Annotated in this window: 21 protein-coding genes and 1 tRNA gene; 15 read left to right on the forward strand and 7 right to left on the reverse strand. The window is 55.4% G+C overall.

What is annotated here, in order from left to right; all coding sequences use genetic code 11:
- Positions 1–99: 99 nt before the first annotated feature.
- Positions 100–441, reverse strand: coding sequence for a hypothetical protein (locus LL947_RS01450; protein ID WP_499833721.1), 342 nt, complete (start codon positions 439–441; stop codon positions 100–102).
- A 382-nt stretch (positions 442–823) separates the two neighbouring features.
- Between LL947_RS01450 and LL947_RS01455 the strand changes: the two genes are divergently transcribed.
- Positions 824–1285 (forward strand): nucleoside deaminase, encoded by a 462-nt coding sequence (locus tag LL947_RS01455; RefSeq protein ID WP_499833722.1) that lies wholly within the window; start codon positions 824–826, stop codon positions 1283–1285.
- 33 nt (positions 1286–1318) lie between these two features.
- Here LL947_RS01455 and LL947_RS01460 read toward each other — a convergent pair whose 3' ends face one another.
- Together LL947_RS01460 and LL947_RS01465 are read right to left on the reverse strand one after the other, a co-directional pair.
- Complete coding sequence (locus LL947_RS01460) at positions 1319–1897, reverse strand: antibiotic biosynthesis monooxygenase (protein ID WP_499833723.1); 579 nt, start codon at positions 1895–1897, stop codon at positions 1319–1321.
- Positions 1898–1995: 98 nt separating this feature from the next.
- Positions 1996–2745: a CLCA_X family protein gene (locus tag LL947_RS01465; protein ID WP_499833724.1), complete on the reverse strand. Its 750-nt coding sequence runs from the start codon at positions 2743–2745 to the stop codon at positions 1996–1998.
- A gap of 218 nt (positions 2746–2963) precedes the next feature.
- Between LL947_RS01465 and LL947_RS01470 the strand changes: the two genes are divergently transcribed.
- From LL947_RS01470 to LL947_RS01505, 8 genes are all read left to right on the forward strand, one after another.
- The gene (locus tag LL947_RS01470; RefSeq protein ID WP_499833725.1) at positions 2964–3446 is read left to right on the forward strand and encodes a hypothetical protein; all 483 of its coding nucleotides are present in this window, start codon (positions 2964–2966) and stop codon (positions 3444–3446) included.
- A gap of 25 nt (positions 3447–3471) precedes the next feature.
- On the forward strand, positions 3472–3849 hold the full coding sequence (locus LL947_RS01475) for a hypothetical protein (protein ID WP_404415587.1): 378 nt from the start codon (positions 3472–3474) through the stop codon (positions 3847–3849).
- Between the two features lie 674 nt (positions 3850–4523).
- A complete protein-coding gene (locus LL947_RS01480; protein WP_499833726.1) occupies positions 4524–6500 on the forward strand; it encodes a type I restriction-modification system subunit M in 1977 nt (658 codons plus the stop codon).
- A gap of 165 nt (positions 6501–6665) precedes the next feature.
- Entirely contained in the window at positions 6666–7601 is a 936-nt protein-coding gene (locus tag LL947_RS01485) for an Abi family protein (RefSeq protein WP_499833727.1), read from the forward strand.
- A gap of 16 nt (positions 7602–7617) precedes the next feature.
- Entirely contained in the window at positions 7618–8991 is a 1374-nt protein-coding gene (locus LL947_RS01490) for a restriction endonuclease subunit S (RefSeq protein ID WP_499833728.1), read from the forward strand.
- Entirely contained in the window at positions 8988–9926 is a 939-nt protein-coding gene (locus LL947_RS01495) for a GIY-YIG nuclease family protein (protein WP_499833729.1), read from the forward strand. Before LL947_RS01490 ends, LL947_RS01495 begins: the two co-directional genes overlap by 4 nt.
- 15 nt (positions 9927–9941) lie before the next feature.
- Positions 9942–11105 carry an HNH endonuclease gene (locus LL947_RS01500; RefSeq protein WP_499833177.1) on the forward strand — a complete coding sequence of 388 codons (1164 nt, stop codon included), beginning with the start codon at positions 9942–9944 and terminating at the stop codon, positions 11103–11105.
- 14 nt (positions 11106–11119) lie between these two features.
- Complete coding sequence (locus LL947_RS01505; RefSeq protein WP_499833730.1) at positions 11120–14326, forward strand: type I restriction endonuclease subunit R; 3207 nt, start codon at positions 11120–11122, stop codon at positions 14324–14326.
- A gap of 427 nt (positions 14327–14753) precedes the next feature.
- Here LL947_RS01505 and LL947_RS01510 read toward each other — a convergent pair whose 3' ends face one another.
- The gene (locus LL947_RS01510) at positions 14754–15278 is read right to left on the reverse strand and encodes a porin family protein (RefSeq protein ID WP_499833731.1); all 525 of its coding nucleotides are present in this window, start codon (positions 15276–15278) and stop codon (positions 14754–14756) included.
- A gap of 292 nt (positions 15279–15570) precedes the next feature.
- On the opposite strand from LL947_RS01510, the gene LL947_RS01515 reads away from it, so the two are divergent.
- Positions 15571–16122 (forward strand): hypothetical protein, encoded by a 552-nt coding sequence (locus LL947_RS01515; protein ID WP_499833732.1) that lies wholly within the window; start codon positions 15571–15573, stop codon positions 16120–16122.
- Between the two features lie 111 nt (positions 16123–16233).
- On the opposite strand, the gene LL947_RS01520 is transcribed toward LL947_RS01515, so the two are convergent.
- Positions 16234–16310: transfer RNA gene (locus LL947_RS01520), tRNA-Pro, on the reverse strand.
- 102 nt (positions 16311–16412) lie between these two features.
- Positions 16413–17417 (reverse strand): octaprenyl diphosphate synthase, encoded by a 1005-nt coding sequence (gene ispB / locus LL947_RS01525; protein ID WP_290823969.1) that lies wholly within the window; start codon positions 17415–17417, stop codon positions 16413–16415.
- Positions 17418–17707: 290 nt separating this feature from the next.
- Here ispB and rplU point away from each other — a divergent pair, with 290 nt between their 5' ends.
- From rplU to proB, 4 genes are all read left to right on the forward strand, one after another.
- Positions 17708–18019 carry a 50S ribosomal protein L21 gene (gene rplU, locus LL947_RS01530; protein ID WP_499833733.1) on the forward strand — a complete coding sequence of 104 codons (312 nt, stop codon included), beginning with the start codon at positions 17708–17710 and terminating at the stop codon, positions 18017–18019.
- Positions 18020–18062: 43 nt separating this feature from the next.
- A complete protein-coding gene (gene rpmA / locus LL947_RS01535; RefSeq protein ID WP_171702248.1) occupies positions 18063–18320 on the forward strand; it encodes a 50S ribosomal protein L27 in 258 nt (85 codons plus the stop codon).
- A 157-nt stretch (positions 18321–18477) separates the two neighbouring features.
- Positions 18478–19665 carry an Obg family GTPase CgtA gene (cgtA, locus tag LL947_RS01540; protein ID WP_290823965.1) on the forward strand — a complete coding sequence of 396 codons (1188 nt, stop codon included), beginning with the start codon at positions 18478–18480 and terminating at the stop codon, positions 19663–19665.
- A gap of 46 nt (positions 19666–19711) precedes the next feature.
- Positions 19712–20845, forward strand: a complete 1134-nt coding sequence (gene proB, locus LL947_RS01545; protein ID WP_404415633.1) for a glutamate 5-kinase — start codon at positions 19712–19714, stop codon at positions 20843–20845.
- Between the two features lie 24 nt (positions 20846–20869).
- Here proB and LL947_RS01550 read toward each other — a convergent pair whose 3' ends face one another.
- On the reverse strand, positions 20870–21922 hold the full coding sequence (locus tag LL947_RS01550) for a DUF1853 family protein (RefSeq protein WP_499833734.1): 1053 nt from the start codon (positions 21920–21922) through the stop codon (positions 20870–20872).
- Between the two features lie 290 nt (positions 21923–22212).
- Here LL947_RS01550 and LL947_RS01555 point away from each other — a divergent pair, with 290 nt between their 5' ends.
- Positions 22213–22998, forward strand: a complete 786-nt coding sequence (locus LL947_RS01555) for a PAS domain-containing protein (protein ID WP_290823601.1) — start codon at positions 22213–22215, stop codon at positions 22996–22998.
- The last annotated feature ends 60 nt before the right edge of the window (positions 22999–23058 follow it).

Raw genomic sequence — 23058 nt, forward strand, 5'->3', positions numbered from 1 at the left:
GCCAGCTTAAGCCTTTATCCGGGTAAGGTGAAATGGATAGTCTGAGCGCAGACAGGCATGGCCTCGCACGACATGCCACGAGGCGCATGCCCTGTGTGATTATTGCAGAGTGTTGCCCTCTTCGATCACGCCGGTGCCAACGCTTTCACCGTCCTTGAACCATTCCAGCTGGTTGCCATCGATCTCGGCCGCGTAGCAGCCGTAATCGGTGTCGGGGTAGCAGACACCGTCTTCGGTGATTTCATAGTTACCCCCACCAGAGGCATCTTCGTAGGTGCCGTCCTCGGCGAAGTAGCTGTTATACATGCCTCCGCCCATGCCTCCCTTGAAGGTATTGCCGACCAGGGCCGAGTGCACTTCCTCTTCGCTGGAAGCAGCCATGGCCGCCGAGGACATCGTGCCCATTACAACAACAGCGGCAAACGCGCTTCGTGCCATCATGGATATGCTCATCAAATATCTCCCGTCTGAACGCTCAATGGATGGACCGTGTTTCAGTCAGACGCTCCGTCGATAGACTGGGCTATCAAGCGGCCTACTTAAAGTTAGCGCCACGGGTACAGTCAATACATTCCTGTACAGGATGTCCAGGCCTTGTTTAATATTTGTGATGGATTTGACGGCATTTCTGTGATCTTGTGCACACGAAAGAACCTGCTTCCTGTGGTCCTGTTGCGCTTTGTGACGCTCATCGAATCGAGTTCGTGGAAGACATTCGAGGATAGATACTTGCCGAGTGGGTTGATTGATTTTATTGAAAATATACGTGGGGTTCCTCAGGTCTTAAACACCGCCAATACGTTCGTTCAAAAAGGAGAAAGCCATGACACATCAGGCGTGGGTAGCGCAGTGCATCGAGCTTGCCCTCGACAACGCCAGGCAGGGGCAGGCCCCTTTCGCTGCCCTGGTGGTGCAGGATGATCGCCGGGTCGGAACTGGCGTCAACGATGTAAAGGCCACGCAGGATGTGGCCGGCCATGCCGAGATTCGGGCGCTTCAGGCGGCTGCCAGACACTTGGGTACCAGACGCCTGGCCGGGTGTGTGCTCTACACCAGCTGCGAGCCTTGCCCCATGTGTCTGGGGGCCATTTACTGGAGCGGCATTACCCAGGTGTATTACGGGCTCTCCGTCGCCGAGCAGGCAGCATTTGATGAGCTTCCAGCGTTTCAGTACGCAGAGGTGTGCCGCGCTGCCCATGAGCGCCGTGTTCAGCTGGTCCAGGCCACTCCCGATAACCTGGACCCTCGAGACGCCTTTAACCCGTCGCGCAGCGCCGGGGCGTAGGCACCAGCGCTGACACATGCTGTACGGAAGGGTTCAGACTTTGTGGCTATGACGCCACCGCGCCACAAGGTCAGACAACGACCATTTCCCTTGCAGCCAGGGTGACAACAAGCGCATGGAGAGCGGGATAAACACAAACACCATAACGGGCGTCAGCATTAGCGTACTCACCGCAACGCGAGGCACTAATGACCATTCCGCGAGCAGCCCCCCGAACAGCGATTGAAACAGTAGGGAGACAGGAAAAAATGCCAGCCAGATGGCAATGGCCTGCTTCCAGCGTGGGGGAACTGCGCCAGGTGCCGTCTGGAACCAGGCATCTAGGCCTGTGGCGCGCTGCTCGTAGGGTGCATCGTACAGGCCTTTACCGCGCATCAGCCAGGCGTGACGCGAGGCGGAATGCTCCCAGGCAGCCAGGGTGTTACTGCTGCTGAAACGGAAGATAATCTGATATTCGTCGTCATCCTGCGGCGGTGCCAATACGCCTGACCCCAGGTAGCCTGGAAAGTCAGCCGCCAGCTCACGGCCTTCATTTAACCAACGATTAAAGTCTTGATAGCGGCCATTCGCCACGCGGCGAGCCACCATTAACGTGACAGGTGAGGCAGACATGGTATATCTCCTAAAACACGACGGTCATTGCCGGGTAGGCTGACCGTATAAGGTGGGCGGGTAAGCCCTTAACGTTGATCTCATTATAACAGAAAGCTTCACCCGGGTTTTTCCTGCTCCCGGTAGAGTGCTTGACCAAGTGCTGAGAAATACCTCTCGTAGGCTTGGTTAATCTGCTGGCGCTGGCGGCCCTGAGGGTATAGACCCGCGTGCGCTTCATCGGACTGGATCGTGCCGTTCACCAGGAACCGGTTACCGGGCTGGCAATCTTCCACAAAGGCTTCAAATGCCCGGGCACAGAGTTCCTCAGGTTTGGCGTAATACAGCACGCTTAATTGATTATCGGCTTTCTGTGAGGCCTTAAAAAGCCGACTGGGTCCGGTGCCATCATCGGTGAGTAAGACCGCCTTGAGGCAATCGGCCAGCCGCTGATTGAGGGGGTGGCGCCTTTGCGCCGTTCCCTCCAGCCAGGCACTGGAGGCGAACTGAAGAGGGGCGGTATGCAGAAAGGCTTTCGCCCCTATGTAGTGATCAAATGCGTGGAACCATTCGTGAGCCAGGCTTCCGGCACCGGCATTTTTGGCCAGCGCCAACTGGCGGCTGGCAGGTAAATAATGCGCGGCTACCCCCAGCTGGCCTCCGATACCATATTGCAGCCCCAGGGTGCCACGCAGGGATACCAGGTGTTCCGGGCCCTGGAGTACCGCCATTAAGTCATCCAGTGCGTGCAGGAAACGTCCGGCGGCACGATCACGCTCAGCCGGTGTCACCCAGCGTCCGATTTCGATGCTGCGAAAATCAAATCGGCGCCTTACCGTGACGAAGGAAATGTCTGCGTGGGCTGCCATGAATGTCCTCCCCGACCCAATAAACACACCACCTTCGTTACAATGGCTCGATGCCAACGCAAACGCGCCTATTTACTGAATAGCTATATTAACACGACGGCCGTTTATATATCCTACAGCGGCCTATAGCCGTGGGACAGAGTGTGTCTTGAGTCACCTGTTTGATTGCCGGATGACGATGTGGTGAGCAACGCCCGTCACGTCCGGAGGAATTCTTTATGTACACGGGAGAGCAGCATCTGATGAATGATCGGCATGAACATGGCGCTGGCCCTGATGCCAGCGTAGAGCGCTACATTGACTCTGAAACCTCAGTCGATGACACGGGCAGCTACTCGGCACCCGTTGATGATCACGGGTATCCCGCCCTGTCTCTGGAGGAGATCACTCCACGGGTGGACGATATTCTCGAAGCGGCCAAAATCCTGGCCTCGGCAGCAAAAAAGCGTGAGAAAAATCTTGTTGAAGAAGAGGAAGCCGAGCAGGCCGCAAGGGCGCTTCAAGAAGAGGCCAATGACGCCTTTGAAGCCCGTCTGGCAAAACGGGTAACAGCAGAGATACGCAGCTTTGAAGATGTCCAGAAGGACGTATTGAAAGCGTTGAAAAAACTCGACAAGGCAGTGGAAAGCGCGGATGAGGAAACGGAAAAAGCACAGGGCGCTTACAAGGAATTGCTGAGCATTATTACTCCGTCAAACTAAATGCTGTCAGCAAACGGGGAAATATATGCGTACCAATGTATCCAGCAACGCCGTTATCAGCCTGCCTCACGCGATGGCGCATTCCGATGACATTCTGACAGCCGCCCAGAAGCTAGCATCAGCGGTACAAAAGGCGCGTAAGAAACGCCTTGAGGAAGAACAGGCCCGTGAATTGGCAGAACGTCTTCGCCACGAAGTGAGAGAAGCACTCAAGGCCTTGCCGGAAGGTGATTACTCGGGGCATCTTCATATTGAAAAGACCATCCAGAGGGAACTGGTCAAGGCGAACAATGACGTTGACCGGGCTATTGACGGGGCAAACAGGGAAGCAGAGAAGTCTGAACAGGCTTATGCGGATCTGTTAGCCGTGCTTCTGAACAACCACGCTAGCCAGCCGGACTGACTGTCAGGGTCTGGTCTGTCGACGTTTCATTTCCAACCAAAAACGGCCACCTGCTCAATGAGCTAAGTGGCCGTTTTCATTGAATTCTTTGGTCGGAATAGCAGGATTCGAACCTACGACCTCTGCCTCCCGAAGGTATTTGTGTTGCGTTACTTCGTGCTGCCCCTGCGCTACGCCAACTCGGCATCGAATGTAAGTGCCTCAGCAAGATTGGCGGCAGTGTGAAATGGCAAATCGGCACCCCCCATCAAAGAAATTCTTGGAATCGAAGTCCTGCAAGTCCTGAAGTCCTGGCTGCTGACCTAAACAAGCAGGACATTGGTTGGGAATAATCTTTAGTCACTGACGATTTGAGGAGTTTTGAGCATGGCGGCTACCGGTTACCTCAAACAGTAATCGAGGAACAGTGTCCACCGGGCATGCTTGCGTCACTGGTGCGCGTGCGCCTGGTGCGTTTGAAAGGGTTGGTGAACGTCCTGCTTGAGACGTATCAATGATCCTCCATTTCGTTTTGAAATAGCACGCATCGACATGCACGATACGCCTCGGCACTCTCCGGGGCGTTTTAATTTTCAGCTAATCAGAACGTCACTTTTCGTCCACTGATCAAGCGCGCCAGACTGTGTATGATAGCCCTATCTATCATTCATTGTTCTTAGACGTGGAGATGCACTGTGAACACGGAAAGTCACTCTCAGCTGGCGGCCTTTATCTGGTCGGTCGCTGATCTTTTGCGCGGCGATTTCAAACAGTCCCAGTATGGCCGCATCATCCTGCCGTTTACCCTGCTGCGTCGTCTGGAATGTGTGCTGGCCCCCACCAAGGCCGAGGTGCTGGCCGCTGCTGAAATCCATCAGCATAAGCCGGAAGCCGTGCGCGAAAAACTGTTGCTACGCGCGGCGGATCAGCCGTTTTTCAATGCCTCACCGCTGGCGCTAGGGTCGCTGTCCGACACCCAGACCAGCGACGACTTGATGAGCTACGTACAGTCGTTCAGCCAGAGCGCGCGGGAGATTTTCGAGCACTTCGAGTTTGAGAGTTTTGTGCAGCAGCTCAGCGCCAATAACCTGCTTTACAAGGTGGTGCAGCAGTTCGCGGCGATTGATCTGAGCCCTGCGCGGGTCAGCAACCACGGCATGGGCGGCATTTTTGAAGAGCTGATTCGCAAGTTTGCTGAAAGCTCCAACGAAACGGCTGGGGAACACTTCACGCCCCGCGATATCGTCCACCTGACCACCTCACTGGTGCTGACCGGCCAGGAAGAAAAGCTCACGCCCAACAGTATCGTCACCGTTTATGACCCGACAGCGGGCACCGGCGGGTTTCTTTCCGAGAGCGACGACTATATTCAGCAAGTCAGTCAAAGTGTGACCGTCTCGCTTCACGGCCAAGAGCTTAACCCGGAATCCTACGCCATCTGCAAAGGCGATATGCTGGTCAAGGGCCAGGAAGTCGAGCAGATCAAGCTGGGCAATACGCTTTCTGACGACCAGCTGGCGGGCGAGCGTTTTGATTACATGCTGTCTAATCCGCCGTTTGGGGTGGAGTGGAAAAAGGTGCAGAAGAAGGTCACCGATGAGCATAAACAGCGCGGCTACGATGGCCGTTTTGGCCCTGGACTGCCGCGTGTTTCCGATGGCTCGCTGCTGTTTCTGATGCACCTGGTGGCCAAGATGCGTGCTCGCCAGGACGGCGGCTCGCGAATCGGCATCATCCTTAACGGCTCGCCGCTGTTTACCGGCGGGGCAGGCAGCGGCGAATCCGAAATCCGCCGCTACCTGCTGCAGCATGATCTGGCCGATGCCATTATCGGCCTGCCCACCGATATGTTCTACAACACCGGCATTGCCACCTATGTGTGGGTGCTCTCCAACGACAAGCCCGCCGAGCGTAAGGGCAAAGTGCAGCTGATCAACGCCACCGGCCGCGCCAGCAAGATGCGCAAATCGCTGGGCAGCAAGCGCCAATACATCACCGACCGCGACATTGACGATATCGTGCGCCTGTATGGCGCCTATGAAGAAACGGATGAAAGCAAGCTCTTCCCGGTGGAAGCCTTTGGCTACCGGCGTATCACCGTCGAACGGCCGCTGCGCCTCAACTTTGCAGCCAGCGCCGAGCGTCTGGCCCGGCTGGACGACGAGAAGCCTATTCAGAAGCTGGCGGACGCCGAGCAAGCCACGCTTAAAACCGCCTGTGAAAGCCTGGGTGAACAGCGCTATACCAACCGCGATGCCTTTACCAAGGCGCTGAAAAATGCCCTCAAGGCCGAAGGGCTGAAGGCCGGGGCGCCAGTGCAGAAGGCGATTCTCAATGCGCTATCCGAGCGTGACCCCGACGCGGATGTTTGCCTCGACAAACACGGCAACCCGGAGCCGGATACCAGCCTGCGCGATAACGAAAACGTGCCCTATGACGAATCGGTTTACGCCTACTTCGAACGGGAAGTAAAACCCCATGTGCCCGATGCCTGGATAGACGAAAACAAGCGCGACGAGCTGGATGGCCGCATCGGCATTGTCGGCTTCGAGATTCCTTTTAACCGCCACTTCTACAAGTTCACGCCGCCGCGCCCGCTGGAGGAGATCGACGCCGACCTCAAAGCCTGCACCGATAAGATCAAGCAGATGATTGAGGAGCTATCGGCATGAGCAGGGCATTAATTGTTGATTCCCGGACAGCAATGCAGGCAAAATTTTTCTTGCTGGCTTCAGCTTGTGTACCTATAATGAAACGTAACAACACCCCCCAAGCCTATCCTGCAGTACGCTGCAGTGATGCTCAAACCGGGGGGTTACTTTTTTGGAGCTGTCAAAATGCGCTATGACAAGCCTCCTATCCCCGTTAACCAGCAAGTTTCCCTGCTCCGCGAGCGAGGCATGCAAGTGCCTGACATGGCGCGTGCCGAGCACTACCTCACGCATATTGGTTACTACCGCCTAAGTGCTTACTGGCTGCCCTTTGAGAAACCTGCACCTAATGCTGACAATGGGCGCACTCATCTTTTTGAAGCTGGGGTGTCGTTTGATGATGTACTCAACCGCTATATTTTTGATCGTGAGTTGCGATTGCTTTGTCTTGAAGCGCTAGAGCGCATTGAAATCTCTTTTCGCTCGCTTTGGGTAAACGCCTTCGCACTTCAAAAAGGCCCGCATGCTTACTTGGAGGCTCAACACTTTGACTGCCCTTATAAGCATGCCAAACAGGTGGCTAGAGCTGCTGGTGATCTAAAAGACAACGAAGAAGCCTTCGTAAAGCATTATCGAAAAAAATACCAAGGAGCAGGACTACCCCCAATATGGATCATGGCGGAAACGCTGACCTTTGGTGCGTTATCTCAGTGGTTTGAATCCACCACTGTCACAGACATTAAAAAAGAGGTTACCCATCAACTTGATCTACCGACTATTGAAATAACCCATAGCGTTTTTCATAACCTAACCCAGCTACGCAATGTGTGTGCCCATCATGCGCGGTTATGGAACCGGCGTTTTGCGAAGAAATATCAGTACATCAAAAAAATGCCAGCTCTTCTGCACCCTCAAGAACCCGCTGAACAAGCACGTTATATCTATAACCATTTCGTGATGCTTCGTCACCTGATGCTGGTGATTAACCCCGGCACTTCGTGGCCGCAGCGTTTGTATATCCTGCTTGATAAACAACCCGACGCCACTCACGCAGCAATGCACCTTCCCGAGCTATGGCGGGACGCACTGGAACCCGAAAAAGAGAAGGCAAGCCACAAATGAACAAGGAGCTATCGGCATGAGCTATCCTGCCTACCCCGAATACAAGGACTCCGGCGTTGAGTGGTTGGGGGAAGTGCCAGCGCATTGGGATGTCACTACTGGAAAGCGATTGTTTTCTAATCGTAAGGAGCGTGCTCTTCAGGATGATAAGCAGCTTTCAGCAACACAGAAGTATGGCGTCGTGCCTCAAAACCTGTTCATGGAATCTGAACAACAGAAAGTAACCCTAGCTCTTTCTGGTATATCTAGTTTTCGCCATGTGGAAGTTGGTGACTTTGTGATTAGCCTTAGGAGCTTTCAAGGCGGAATCGAGATAAGTGATCATTCCGGATGCGTGAGTCCAGCTTATACAGTAATGAAGCCGGCTAATAAAGTAGATGGTTCTTATTTCAAACATTTATTAAAAAGCTATGGGTTTATTTCGATATTGAATGTTGTGTCAGATGGTATCAGGGATGGTAAAACTATAAGTTATGATCAGTTTTCAAGCGTTGCTTTCCCCGTCCCACCTAAAGAGGAGCAGCTATTAGTCGCCACCTTCCTCGACCACGAAACCGCCCGCATCGACGCCTTGGTGGAAGAGCAGCAGCGCCTGATCGCGTTGCTCAAGGAAAAGCGCCAGGCGGTGATTTCCCATGCCGTGACCAAAGGGCTCGATCCCGAGGTGCCGATGAAAGATTCCGGAGTGGAGTGGTTGGGGGAAGTGCCGGCACATTGGACGGTCGGAAAAGTAAAGCATCTAGCGGTCATTAGTGGCGGCTATGCGTTTAACAGCAATGAATTCTCTGATTCTGGGATTCAATTAATTCGGATAGGGAATCTTTACCAAAGTAAGCTTCAGCTTGATCGAGAGCCTATTTACGTACCAATGGCGAGCAGAGGAAAGTACAAACCATTTGAGGTGAAATGGGGTGACTTGCTAATGTCTCTTACAGGAACTCTTGGCAAAAGAGACTACGGATTTGCTGTAATGTATGATTCAGAAGAGCCTGGTTTGCTAAATCAGCGAGTTGCTAAGATAACTCCTTTATCAGAGAAAGTGGATCCAGAATTTTTGCTTTTATTGCTTCAGTCTGAAAGTTATTTAAACCAGATATATTCACTCCCGTCAGGCACAAAACAAGCAAACCTTTCCAACTCAGATGTGCTTTCGCCATGGGTTGCGTGCCCTTCTTGTTTGCAAGAGCAGAGTGAAATTGTAAATAGAGTATCAGAGTTAATGTCACGGCTCGATCAACTCATTAACATAGCGGGCGTCGCAATTTCACTATTACAAGAACGCCGCACTTCCCTGATCTCCGCTGCAGTCACCGGCAAGATAGACGTGCGCGGCTGGCAGCCGCCGGAGGGAGCGGATGCCAAAGAGGCTAGCCAACAGGAGGCGGTATGACGCAGGGACGCAGTATTCGGCTGTTTCTGGTGGATGGCACGCCCAATGGGCTTCTCACCGCCGAGATCATGAACTGGACCGGCCATGTACTCACCGGCCCGCGTACCAAGCTGACAGAACTGGTGCAGCGCCCCGAGTGCGGCCGCACCGGTATCTATTTTCTGGTCGGCCCTGACCTGGAAGGCAGCCCACGCCCGCAGGTGTATATCGGCGAGAGCGATGACGTGGGCACCCGCCTGAAACAGCACAACCGGCCAGAAGATAAAGGCGGCAAGGACTTCTGGGAGAAGGTCTGCCTGGTCACCAGTAAGGATCAGAACCTCACCAAAGCCCATGTGAAATACCTTGAAAGCCTGCTGATCCAGTCAGCAGGCGAGCTTGGCCGCTGCAAGCTGGTGAATGGCACCGCCCACGACTACATCAACCTGCCTGAATCCGACCGCGCCGATATGGCGTTCTTTGTCGAGCAGATCCGCACCGTGCTGCCGGTGCTGGGCTTGGACTTCCTTCGTCAACGTCAAAGCCCGCTGACGCAAAGCAAGGAACAGCCTGCGCTACAAGCGCCCACCACCAATTTTGAGTTGAACATACCTAAGTACAAAATCGCTGCCTGGGCACAAGAAGTGGATGGTGAATTTGTCGTGCTAGCAGGCAGCAAAGCCCGCGAGCGCTGGGCTAGCAGCACTGACTACGCCAGTTATAAGCCCCTTTACCAACAGCTGACAGAAGAAGGCGTGCTGGTAGCAGATGAAGGGGGAGGCGTGAGCTTCACTCGTGATCATGCTTTTTCAAGCCCCAGTGCCGCTGCTGCGGTGGTGTCTGGTCGTCCAGCGAATGGTCGCACCGCTTGGGTAGAGAAAATTAGCCGAAAGACTTACGGTGAATGGCAAGACCAGCAGGTTAATGCGGTGGCGGAGACGGCCCCGGAGCAATAGTGTTGAGGTGCAGGCATGTCGAATAAAAATAAGAGACAAAAAAGAAAAGTTGGTATGCGGAGGTCATGGTCATGGGATGCCTGGCAAAGAATTGAAGCCCATCAGCATAAAATTGGTGCTAAAGCGCGGGACAAAAAAATAGCTAGGCAGTTAGAAACTGTTCGAGATGATGGGTGGGATGCTTATGACTCAGCTGTAGAGGCTGAAGGAGAGCTTAACCTAGAGCGACCTGAGCCTGACGTTTCAGAAAATTACCTGTGGGTTTATGAACCTGGTGATCTTGATGAAATGTCGGTCGATGAGGTTATTGAAGTATGGGAGAACAGGGAGCATTTTTGTGGATCTAAAGAAGCTGCAGCGGAAGCTCTTGCAATTATCGAGGCTGCATCTGGAGTAGTAGATAGCTATCACGGATGGCAAGATTATATAAATAGAGCTGAGATTGCTGAGTTGAATGCTCCGTTTTTGCCTGACGGATCAGAAGAAAGCTACGTTAAGATAGTTGATCGAAACGCTTTGACTATATTTCAGGTTTTAGAGTTAAGTAATGAAGAACTTGAATCAGCTTGGAAAAATAGGCCTACTAGTTTTTTTAGTATTGAGGCTGCTTGTCAAGCACTTGCTCTATTAAGACAAAAAGCTGGTGTGGTTAACTCTAGCGCATGGCAAGCACTAATCAATCACGATGAAATAGAAAAATTAAAAGATGATCTTCCTTACGTAGGCTCTGCTTCCAGCCTTGATAATAGTAAATTTGATAAAAAGTCGTTAGAGTCTATTGCCTTAGATGAAAAAAAGCGCCGAAAAAGCGTTTCTGTTGTTCGGGAGGGACAGCAAGATTTTCGACAACAAGTGCTTAACAACTACTATGGCAGTTGTTGCATTTCAGGTAGTCGAATAAGAACAGTTCTGGAAGCAGCTCACATAAACCCCTATACGGGACATCATTCGAATAGGTTAGATAACGGTTTGTGCCTGCGTGTTGATATACATAGACTTTTTGATAACTTCCTGCTTTCTATTGACCCTGAAAAACGAGAGGTAAAAATAAGTCAAAAAATTAAAAATGATTCTGAGTATAGGCATCTGGATGGAAAACAGGTGATGAAGGGTAAAGTGTTGGCATCAGACTATTTTTTGAGCCAGCATTATAGGACTTTTTGTAAACGTGAAACATAAAAACCGGGGGCAGTATGGCCGATAGCAAGGAAGCGCAGTTCCAGCAGGATATTATCGACGCCATGGCCGCCGGTGGTTGGCGGGTAGGCACGGCCAGCGGTTATGACCGCGCCACGGCGCTGTATACCGAAGATCTGCTGGGCTATGTTCAGGATGCCTGGCCTGAGCGTTGGGCGAAGTTCTGTAAGGCCAACCCGCAAGCCTCCGAGCAGGTGTTTGTGCAGAAGGTGGTGCGCGAACTGGAGCGGGCGGGCACGCTGGATGTGCTGCGTCACGGCTTCAAGGTGCCGGGGGTGACGTTCGACCTGTGCAGTTTCAAGCCTGACCATGCCATGAACCCGGAAGCGCTTGCCCGCTACCAGGCGAACCGTCTGCGGGTAGTGCCGGAAGTCTCCTACTCGCCCCATGCCCGAGAGAAGGGCAAAGGCGGCGAAAGTTATAACCCGCGTCTGGATCTGGTGCTGTTCGTCAACGGTATTCCGACCGCCACCCTGGAGCTGAAAAGTGAGTTCAAGCAGTCGGTGGAAAACGCCAAGCGCCAGTACCGCAACGACCGCCCCCTGAAAGACCCGGTGACACGCAAGGTCGAGCCGCTGCTGGCGTTCAAGCGCGGCGCCCTGGTGCATTTTGCCGTCAGCCAGGCCGAGGTGGCCATGGCCACCCGGCTTGCGGGTAAGAACACCTTTTTTCTGCCCTTTAACCAGGGCACCCCAGGCGGCGGTGCCGGCAACCCCCCGCCGGAGGATGAGAATCACTACGCCACCGCCTACCTGTGGGAGAAGGTCTTCGCCCCGGATGCCTGGTTGAAGATACTCGGGCGCTTTCTGCATCTGGAACAGACAACCAGTGAAGACTTCCACGGGCGGCGCAAGACCAAGGAAACCCTGATCTTCCCGCGCTATCACCAGTGGGAAGTGGTCAACCAGTTGATTGATACCACTCAGGAAGAGGACGGCGGCCAGCGCTATCTGGTGCAGCACAGCGCCGGTTCGGGAAAATCCAACTCCATCGCCTGGCTGGCCCATCAACTCGCTAACCTCTACGACGAAAGCGGCCAGCACAAGCGCTTCAATTCGGTGATTGTGGTCACCGACCGTACCGTGCTGGATACCCAGTTACAGAACACCATCTACCAGTTTGAGCATGCCCACGGCGTGGTCTGCCCGATCACCCGCGAAGTAGGCAACCAGAGCAAATCCGAACAGCTGGCCGAGGCGCTGGCGAGTAACACCCGTATAATTATCGTCACCATCCAGACCTTTCCGGCGCTGTTTGATGCGCTGGATAAAAGGCCTACGCTGGCCGAAGGGCGCTACGCAGTAATTGCCGACGAAGCGCATTCCTCGCAAACCGGCAGCTCCGCCACCAAGCTGAAAGCCCTGCTGGCCGCTGGCGGGGAGGCGGCTGACGATGATGAAGAGGTCAGCGCTGAGATGATGCTGGACGCCGCCGTTGCCTCACGCCGCCCCAACCAGCGCATCAACTATTACGCCTTTACCGCCACGCCCAAGGCGAAAACGCTGGAGCTGTTTGGCCGAGTGCCCGACCCCAGCCTGCCCGCCAGCGCTGATAACGCGCCGGAGCCGTTTCACCTCTACTCCATGCGCCAAGCCATTGAGGAAGGCTTCATTCTCGATGTGCTGCGAAACTACGTCACCTACAGCACTGCCTGGAAGCTGGCCCACAGTGAGGAAGACGACCCGGAGGTAGATGCCAAAAAGGCCGCACGCACCCTGGCCAAGTGGGTGCGTTTACACCCGTATAATATCGCCCAGCGGGTAGAGGTGATTGTTGAGCACTTTCGCGCCAATGTGCGCCACCTGCTGGATGGCCAGGCCAAGGCCATGGTGGTCACCGCCAGCCGCCAGGAAGCGGTGCGCTATCAATTGGCCATGCGCCAGTATGTGGAAGACAAGGGTTACCAGGACGTTCACCCCCTGGTGGCATTTTCCGGCAGCGTCCCAGCCGATGAGGTGATTCCCGAAGAAGTCACCGAAGCCAGCCAACTGCTAAACCCCGACGTGCGCGGGCGGGATCTGGCCAAGGCGCTGGATACTGACGACTTCAATGTGATGATCGCCGCCAACAAGTACCAGACCGGCTTTGACCAGCCCAAACTGTGCGCCATGTACGTGGATAAAAAGCTCCAGGGCGTAGACTGCGTGCAGACTCTTTCACGGCTGAACCGCCTGTTCCCCGGCAAGCAGACCTTTATCCTCGATTTCTACAACGAAGCGCAGGAAATTCTGGACGCCTTCGCCCCGTATTACCGCAAAGCGGAGCTTTCAGATGTTTCCGATCCCCAGGTGGTGTATGACCTCAAACGCACTCTGGATGCCAGCGGCATTTATCACTGGCCGGAAGTCGAGGCCTTTGCGACGGCTTTCTTCGACCCCAAGGCACCGGCCTCGCGGCTGAGCTACCACTGCCAGCCCGCCCAGGAGCGCTTTAAAAAGCGTTACGAGGTCATCGTCGAGCAGCAGGCCACCTGGAAAGATGCTCGCCGCCAGGCTGAGCAGCAAGGCGATGAAAAAGGCATCAAACGCGCCGAGCAGGAGCTGGAAGACGCCGGCAAGACCCGCGATGAGCTCGACCTGTTCCGCAAGAACCTGCAGAGCTTTGTGCGTACCTATGAATTCCTGAGCCAGATCATCGCCTTTGACGATACCGAGCTGGAGCAGCTGTGCGTCTACGCCAAGCACCTCTACCCCTTGCTGCGAATCGACCGACTGCTGGTAGATGATCCCATCGACGTCAGCGAGCTTGAGCTGGACAGCTACCGGCTGACCAAGCGCGCCGAACAGCGCCTGTCACTGGAAGAAGAGGACGGTGACTACGGCCTGCAACCGATTTCCGAGGTGGGCTCCGGCAAGCCCCATGACCCGGAAACCCAGCGCCTCAACGAGATCATCGAGCGTCTGAACGACCTCTACGGCGCCGATATCAGCGACGACGACAAGCTGCACTTCGCCAATGGCATTGCCGACCGCATCCAGCGTGATGAAGCCGTGATGGCCCAGGTCAATAATCACAGTGAAGACCAGATCATGCACGGCCTCTTTCCCAAGCGGGTGACCGACGCCGTGCTGGATGCTATCACCGACCACGAAAAGCTCAGCATGCCTCTTCTGGAAAACGAGGAAACCGGGCGGCAGTTCGCCTTGCTGATACTCAGGCTGCTGGCGGGGAGAGGCGACGAAAGGTCGGAAGCCAATAACTAGAGAACTAACCACAATGAATAACTCAACGGCAGTCTGGATGCCGCCCAACGAGCCATCCCCCGTTCAGGAAGTGTTGATGCTAGCCGTCAGCCCGACTCATTCCCAAATGCTAACATCGCAACTGGAGAAGCTGGTGTGGGCAGCGTTAGAGGCACTTAAGCGGTACACTGATGCGGTATCAGACCCTGTCCTCGAGGCTAAAAAGCACAAGACTACAAGAAATGAACGCTTTGTTTCAGATCGCTCGATGACGTGCACGCGTCTACCGAAGTGAAGCTAATTTCATTGCCATGATTTTCCTGATTGGTAGCCCGGTGGGTCGCCTGGTTGATCAGGGCAAGTTCACATAAAATGAAGAGGAACCAAATTTAAAAAAAGCGCTGTTTCCAGCGCTTAAATATTAAAAACAGAAGCTTATTCAAGGAAATTAAAAGTGGTAATTGAGACCTAACCCAATAGCTGTAAACTCATAGTCTGTTTTGTCAAGGTAAGACATGTATTCAACATGCCCAGAAAGTGTAGGTGCAAATTTTGCCTGAAGACCTACGCCGTAAGAAAAATCTGTGTCGTCATCGCTATTAGAGAAGCCGGGAGCTGAAAAACTGGCTTCGCCACGTGAAAAGCCAGCAACTGCATATGCAGAAGCTACGTCACCTAGAGGTAGATGGCCTACTCCATAAATGCCAGCAATGGAATCAATCTCAACGTCTACCCCCAACGTTGAATCATCACCAATGCCAGTACCGAAGCGGCCTTCGATAGCAAAATTATCAACGACGAAATAACCTAAGCGACCAATGATGGCAGTTGGGTTAACATCATCAAACCCAGCTTCATCATAGGTAGTCATAGATAATTGACCTCCCACATACCCTTCACCTGCATCAGTTGCAAAAACAGGTGTAGTCACCAAGGTAGCTGCGATTGCGGTAATCAAATACTTTAGCTTCATGTTAAAATTGCCCTTAATTATCTGTGGTTTAAATTAAAAGGCAATCTTAAATGGTGATTGAGTAATTGGATGCAGTCTATATATTAGATAAAAGTAAGAAATTTATTACAACCAAAGTATAATAAATAACGTCGGGCACAGATAACAGCTTGGTTCGTCATCATTCTAGGTGGATCTTTCAAGTCTAGCAGATGCAATTGGTGATTATTTAGCCACGCCAGGTAGGGACTTCGTCAATTTTTGCACAGTGCAGTAAACTAGATACATTGCAGCCATCCGTGAGGATCGCCATATGAGTAAATTCGATTGGGAAGCCATTCACTCTGATTACCGCACCGGTCAGCACAGCGTCCGGGCACTCGCCACAAAGCACGGTGTTACCGAAGGCGCGATTCGCAAACGTGCCCGCTCCGAAGGCTGGCAGCGTGACCTGAGCCAGCACGTCAAATCCGCTACCAATGCCAAACTGGTACGCAGTGAAAGTACGCACAGTGTTGCGTACCTTCCTGACGATGATCAAACATTGGTAGAATCTGCTGCTGATACTAGCGTCCGTGTCATTACCGAGCATAGGCAGTCAATCGGTCGCTGGAAATGTCTCAGTAATAAATTGGCTATGGCGCTTGAGTCCATGGATGTGACTGCGGATAACGTCATTGACTTCGCGCGAACGCTTAACTCAGGTGTGGATGCTCTAGGAAAATGTATTCGTCTGGAGAGGCAGGCCTTTGGTCTGGATACTGACATCTCCCAAGAAGAAAGCCGCTTCCAGCACATGACCATGGAAGAGCTCGACGCTGAGATCAATACACTGATTGAGAAGCGGTCAGCCCCAGGCGGCTGAAACCTCGCAAAAGACTTTCTGACGGTTGCTACCTATTTGCTACCTAAAACCCAAACAACCAAAAACGGCCACTTGCTGTATTAGCTAAGCGGCCGTTTTCATTGGATTCTTTGGTCGGAATAGCAGGATTCGAACCTACGACCTCTGCCTCCCGAAGGCAGCGCTCTACCAAGCTGAGCTATATTCCGGTGCGTTGCGGACTGTGCCGTTCAACGGAGGAAGATAATACGGGGCGGTGTGGCTTTTTTCAAGCCCTGTTTTATTGAAAACCGCTGGGGTTGCAAGGCCTGTCAGGTATCCCGCTCTACGGCAAGGCGGGCAAGGTGTGCCATGGTATCGCGGAACGGAGTGGGCGGCAGGGCTTCCAGCTGCGCCAGGGCCTTGTCAGCCATTTCATCGGCGCGGGCGCGGGTATAGTCCAGGGCGCCCGTGGTGTGCACAATCTCGAGCACTTCATCCAGCTGCTCCAGCCCGCCTTTGCGAATCACCTGACGAATCAGCTTGGCCTGTTCGGGGGTGCCACGTTCCATGGCGTTGATCAGTGGCAGCGTTGGCTTGCCTTCGGCCAGGTCATCGCCCACGTTCTTGCCCATGGCATCGGCACTCCCCTGATAGTCCAGAAGGTCATCCACCAGCTGAAAGGCCAGCCCCAGATAGCGGCCATAAAGCTTCAGGGCTTCTTCCTGTTCGGGGGTGGCGTTGGCAAGCACGGCGCCGCTGTGTGAGGCGGCTTCGAACAGCATGGCCGTCTTGCCCTGAATGGTCTCGAAGTAGTCGGCTTCGGAAATGCTCGGGTTGCCGATATTGGTCAGCTGCTGCACTTCGCCTTCGGCGATAGTGCAGGTGGCCGCAGACAGGATGGCCATGATGCGCATGGAGCCTACATCCACCATCATCTGGAAGGAACGGGAGTAGAGAAAGTCGCCTACCAGGACGCAGGGCGCATTGCCCCAGGCGTCGTTGGCGGTTTTCTTTCCGCGCCGCAGGTGTGATTCGTCGACTACGTCGTCGTGCAGCAGGGTGGAGGTGTGCATGAATTCAATCAGGGTGGCGAGCAGGACATGCTTGTCTTCCTGGTAGTCGAGTGAGCGCGCTGCAAGCAGAACCAACAGAGGGCGGAGACGCTTTCCGCCGCTTTCAATAATATATTCGCTGATAGCGGCTACCAGCGGGACTTTGGAGCTGAGCTGTTCGACAATGGTGCGGTTAACCGCGACGAAATCATCGGCCACCACTGCATGCAGCGGGGCAGGAGAGGAGCTGGCAGGCGAGGTTGGAGAAGCGTTCGCAGTCATTGATTCATTCATCGCGGTAGGTGAAAGTGGCGACAGCGCCAGATAGAGTTGATGTCATGCTATGGTCAGCCCTGTTGGCCGTCAAGCCGTGTCAGTCACGCGGCGCATTGACACTGGCCATAATAGTTGTGGTCCGCGGGTAAAGTCGCTATAATTCGCGACCCGCTCATCATGCTCCCTGTCAGATGGCTGCCGAAAGGGGCGCTACTCGCAGCAGGTCGATCAAGAGCCACGCCGATGAGCGCCGTGGCAATGGGCCGCGGCATCAATAAGCCGTCTCGGAGAAACACATGTACGCAGTCATTAAAAGCGGTGGTAAGCAGTACCGCGTAGAAGAAGGTCAGACACTGAAGCTCGAGAAGCTGGAAATTCCGACCGGCGAAACCATCGAGTTTGACGAAGTCCTGCTGGTGGCAGAGGGTGACGACGTGACCGTTGGCGTACCGCTGGTTGAAGGCGCTAAGGTATCCGCTGAGATTGTTGATCATGGCCGTGCCAAGAAAATCAACATTATCAAGTTCCGTCGTCGTAAGCACAGCATGAAGCGTCAGGGCCACCGTCAGTGGTTTACTGAAGTCAAAATTACCGGAATTTCTGCGTAAGCAGTCACTTTTCAGGTTATTTCCTTTGTAGGAGGTTTTTACCATGGCACATAAGAAGGCAGCGGGCTCCACGCGTAACGGCCGCGATTCCGAATCCAAACGCTTGGGTGTAAAGCTTTTCGGCGGTCAGGCCGTCGCACCCGGCAACATCATTGTTCGTCAGCGCGGCACCAAGTTCCATGCGGGCGCGGGTGTCGGCCTGGGTCGTGACCACACGCTGTTCGCACTTGACGAAGGCGTTGTGAAGTTCGAGACCAAAGGCCCGAAAAGCCGCAAGTTCGTCAGCGTCGTTTCTGCCTAAGCATTTTTGCCAGGCAAGACGCTGCACAGGAAAAGCCCCGCTACGGCGGGGCTTTTTTGTCTGCCGACGTCATTGACGTTTGGCGCCCGCTGATGGCGGATGCGCAGGGCAGATATCTGGAGGCAACCGGCGGCGAAAGCGGCCAGGAGAATATTCCATGCAATTTGTCGATGAAGCGTCAATCATTGTTGAGGCCGGCAAAGGCGGTAACGGCTGTTTAAGCTTTCGCCGCGAAAAATATGTACCCAAGGGCGGCCCTGACGGGGGTGACGGTGGCCACGGTGGCAGCGTCTACCTGATAGGCGATGATGCGCTGAATACCCTGATTGATTTCCGCTTTCAGCGTTTCTACAAGGCTGAAAACGGCCAGGGCGGTATGGGTCGCCAGATGAGCGGCAAGGCAGGGGAAGATCTGCACGTCAAGGTGCCGGTCGGCACCACAGTGATTGATGAAGATACTCTGGAAGTGATTGCCGACGTGACCGATATCGGCCAGGTAGTGCTGGTGGCTGAGGGTGGTCGGCGTGGCTTGGGCAATATCCACTTCAAGTCCTCGACCAATCGGGCGCCCAGGCGCACAACGCCGGGCACCGAAGGCGATCGCCGCAACCTGCGCCTGGAAATGAAGGTGATGGCGGATGTGGGCCTGCTGGGCATGCCCAATGCGGGTAAATCGACGCTGATTCGTGCGGTGTCGGCGGCCAAGCCCAAGGTCGCCAACTACCCGTTTACCACCCTGGTGCCGAACCTGGGTGTGGTCAAGCTGGGCATGCATGAACACTTTGTGATGGCCGATGTGCCGGGCCTGATCGAAGGCGCCTCTGATGGCGCGGGCCTGGGATTGCGCTTTCTCAAGCACCTGACCCGCACCCGCTTGTTGCTTCACGTTGTGGATGTCGCGCCCTTTGACGAATCCGACCCGATTGAAGCCGCACAGGCCATTGTGCATGAGTTGGGACAGTTTTCACCGGCCTTGGCGGAGCGCCCGCGCTGGCTGGTGCTGAACAAGTTTGACCTTCTGCCCGACGATGAGCGAGAAGCGCGCGCCCAGTCAATCCTGCAGGCCTTGAACTGGGAAGGCCCGGTGTTTCGTATCTCTGCCATCAGCGGCGAGGGTACCGACGCCCTGGTGCAGGCAGCGCACCGCTGGCTGACCGAGCAGCAGCGCCTGGAGCACGAAGACGAGGAAGCCCATGCCCGTGAGCAGGAAATGCGGCGGCGTATGGAAGAGGAGTCGGTGGCACGTACTGAAGCGCGGCTGGGCCGCAAACGCAAGCCCCGTGACGCGGATGACGATGACTTCGATGATGATGACTATGATGTGGATGTGGAATACGCACCCTGAACACCTCGCAGCACGGTGAGGAGCAGTGACGGTATGGAGAAAGACTGTGAGCGAGCATGAGCTGGGGCGGGAGAGCTTGAGTCGCGCGCGCCGTGTCGTGGTCAAGATCGGCAGCGCCCTGTTGACCAACGATGGGCGTGGCCTGGATATCGATCGTATCGGCGGCTGGGTCGACCAGGTGGCTGAATTGCATCAGCGCGGTATTGAAGTGGTGCTGGTGTCCTCGGGAGCCGTGGCGGCGGGCATGGTGCGCCTTGGCTGGCAGGCGCGCCCGAGTGCAGTGCATGAGTTGCAGGCCGCCGCCGCTGTGGGGCAGAACGGCCTGACCCAGTGCTATGAGCAGCATTTTGCCCGCCACGCTATTATCACCGCTCAGGTTCTGCTCACCCATGACGACCTTTCCAACCGTAAGCGCTACCTGAATGCGCTCTCGGCCTTGCGCACCCTGGTGGAAATGCGGGTGGTGCCGGTGATCAATGAAAATGACACCGTGGTGACCGATGAGATCCGCTTTGGCGACAACGATACGCTGGGGGCACTGGTCGCCAATCTGCTCGAAGCCGAAGCGCTGTTTCTGTTGACTGATCAGGAAGGCCTGTTTGATGCGGACCCTCGCCACCATGCAGACGCGCAACTGATTGCCGAGGGCCGGGCCGATGACCCGCGCCTGGTGGCCGTGGCAGGCACTGGCGGTTCGCTTGGCCGGGGCGGCATGAGTACCAAGGTGCGCGCGGCCCAGCTGGCTGCGCGTTCCGGTGCTGTCACCGTGATTGCCAGTGGTCGCCAGCCGGATGTCCTGACCCGCCTGATGGCCGGTGAAGCCCTGGGCACTCTGCTGCGCCCCGAGCAGGCGCCGATGGCCGCGCGCAAGCGCTGGCTGGCGGGGCAGCTGCAGGTGCGCGGCTCCCTGGTGCTGGATGCCGGTGCGGTCAAGGTGTTGCGGGATAAAGGCTCCAGCCTGCTGGCAGTCGGCGTGCGCGAGGTGCAAGGCAGCTTCAAGCGCGGCGATATGGTGCTCTGTGTGGATGAGCAGGGTATGCGGGTGGCCAAAGGGCTGGTCAACTATGGCGCGGACGAAGCGCGCCGGCTGGCGGGCAAGCCGAGCCACCAGATCGAAGCCATTCTGGGCTACGTCGAGGCCCATGAGCTGATTCACCGCGATAATCTGGTGGTTGTCTGATCCAACCGGTTGGAGGCTGGGTGGCTAAGGCGGCGCGGGGAGCGGGATATGCGTTGGCCACTGATCAGGCACAATAAAGATACGTGTTGTCTGACCATCGGCAGGGGTAACGCACATCAGTTGCTGCGGCCAACGCTGTGCACCTGCTTGTTCGTGGTCTGCGTCGAGGTGCGTCTGCCGTGTCACCTCGGCCAGAGGGTGCCATTGATCCAGCGGTGGTGGCGCCAGCCAGTGAGGTTTGGTCAACCAGGTGGCGAGGGTATCAGGCGCAAGGCTTGCAGCCAGCGCCGGCCAGTCACGGGCATGGCACCACAGGCCGCGTCGATGTTCTGGCGTGGCACCCTGAGGGGGTGGTAAATAACCATGCCAGGGGTAATACAGCACGCCCGGCATCGCCACCTGATGACGCAGCCTTGCCGTCTCCTCCCTGCCGTATGCCAGGCTGTCACGTGGCGTCAGCCAGTGGCGCAAGGCCCGCTGGGCATCGGCTGTCATCGAGAGCGGTAGCTGGCGATGCTGCATGTGGTAGCGCTTGATGTCGAGGCTGTCGAACCCGCCCGGGCCAATCCAGCGGCTCTGGCTATCGGCAGGCCCGGGCCCGTCGGGTAATCCCAGGTAGAACTTGATGGCCACTTCAAGATGAATGGGCGTGGTGTCCTGGCAGGTGCGGTAGAGCATATCCAGTTCACCGCGCGTATTGCGGCGGGCAAAAATGCGTATATTGCGGGCCAGTAGCCGAGTGCCGGGGGCATGGTCGAGCAGGTAGTGCCAAAGCCGTTCGTGGTAATGCCCCATCCTTGCGTGGCGCAGTTCATGCAAGGGCAGGCGGTGTAGGGCTTGCTGCTGACGATGCAGCCAGGCATCAATCTCGCCAGGCGATTGAAAACCCAGGGTTGCCAGGCTCGGGCGCCCGGGAATATCGGCCAGTGTCACCAGGTCCGGTGCGTTCAGCAGCCAGGCCATATCGCGCATCACGCTGCTGCGCCAGGCTGATGACACACCTTCCGGCTTGGCATCCCGGGCGTGTCCGCTGATCTCATGGTGTGGCAGGAAATAGTGTCTCAAAAAGGCTGGCATGATTCGCCTGGTCATGTGGCAACGCTGATAGGTGTATCAATCATCCTGCCACCCCTTAGTGGTATCCGTCACCTTATTCAGTCACCTTTCATGAGACAGGGCCGATCCATCCTGCACAACGCCTGGCCGATGAGGTTGCCACTGCGACGATGTCGACGCTTGCGTCTGCCTGTCCACAGCCGTCATGATATCAAGGCGCCTGTAAACAGGGCGCCTCTGGGTAGCTTCTGACGTCGATGCCAGAGGGTGCCTGGATATTGATGATCATCGGAGGTAGGAGGCCACCGGCCATGACCCATCCTTATCGCCCTGCCAAAAGCGGCGACCCTGATAATCCGTCCTCAACGGTTGATACGTTGTCCGGGCTGCGATTTGAGCAGTTTTATGTGGCCGTGGAGCAAAGCCCGGTGGCAACCGCCATTACGGATGCAGAGGGCTGCATCGAGTTCGTCAACCAGCGTTTCCTGGAGATAACCGGTTACGATCGGGAGGAGCTTCTGGGCAAGACACCGGCCTTGATCCAATCGGGCATGACGCCCAATGCGGTCTACGACACCATGTGGGCAACGCTTAAGGCCGGGGATGTCTGGAAAGGGGAAATTCTCAATCGACGCAAGAATGGCGAGCTGTACTGGGAGAAGCAGACCATCACACCGGTCAAGCATTCAGACGGTGAGATTCTCAATTACGTGGCGGTCAAGGAGGACATTACCCACTGGCGCCGTCAGGAGAAAGAACTGCGCCTGATGGCGGCGGCGTTTGAGACCGGCCAGGCCACCTTGATTACCGATGCGGACGTGGTCATCGAGCGGGTGAACCCGGCATTCGAGGAGATTACCGGCTATTCAAGTGCTGAAGCGGTGGGGCAGACACCACGCCTGCTCAAGTCAGGCCGCCATGGTGATGACTTCTATCAGCAGATGTGGCGTTCACTGCGTGAGAAGGGCCACTGGCAGGGCGAAGTATGGAACCGTAACAAAAGCGGTGACATCGTCCGCTACTGGCAAGCCATCACCGCTGTGCATGATGATGACGGCCAGGTACACCGCTTTGTCGCCGTCTTTCACGCGTTTTGAACCGTCTTCGGGCGGCACAGGGGGTTATCCACATTAACCAGCGCTGACGCCCCTATATGA

The sequence above is a fragment of the Halomonas sp. BLK-85 genome (assembly GCF_044792155.1).
Taxonomy (GTDB): Bacteria; Pseudomonadota; Gammaproteobacteria; order Pseudomonadales; family Halomonadaceae; genus Vreelandella.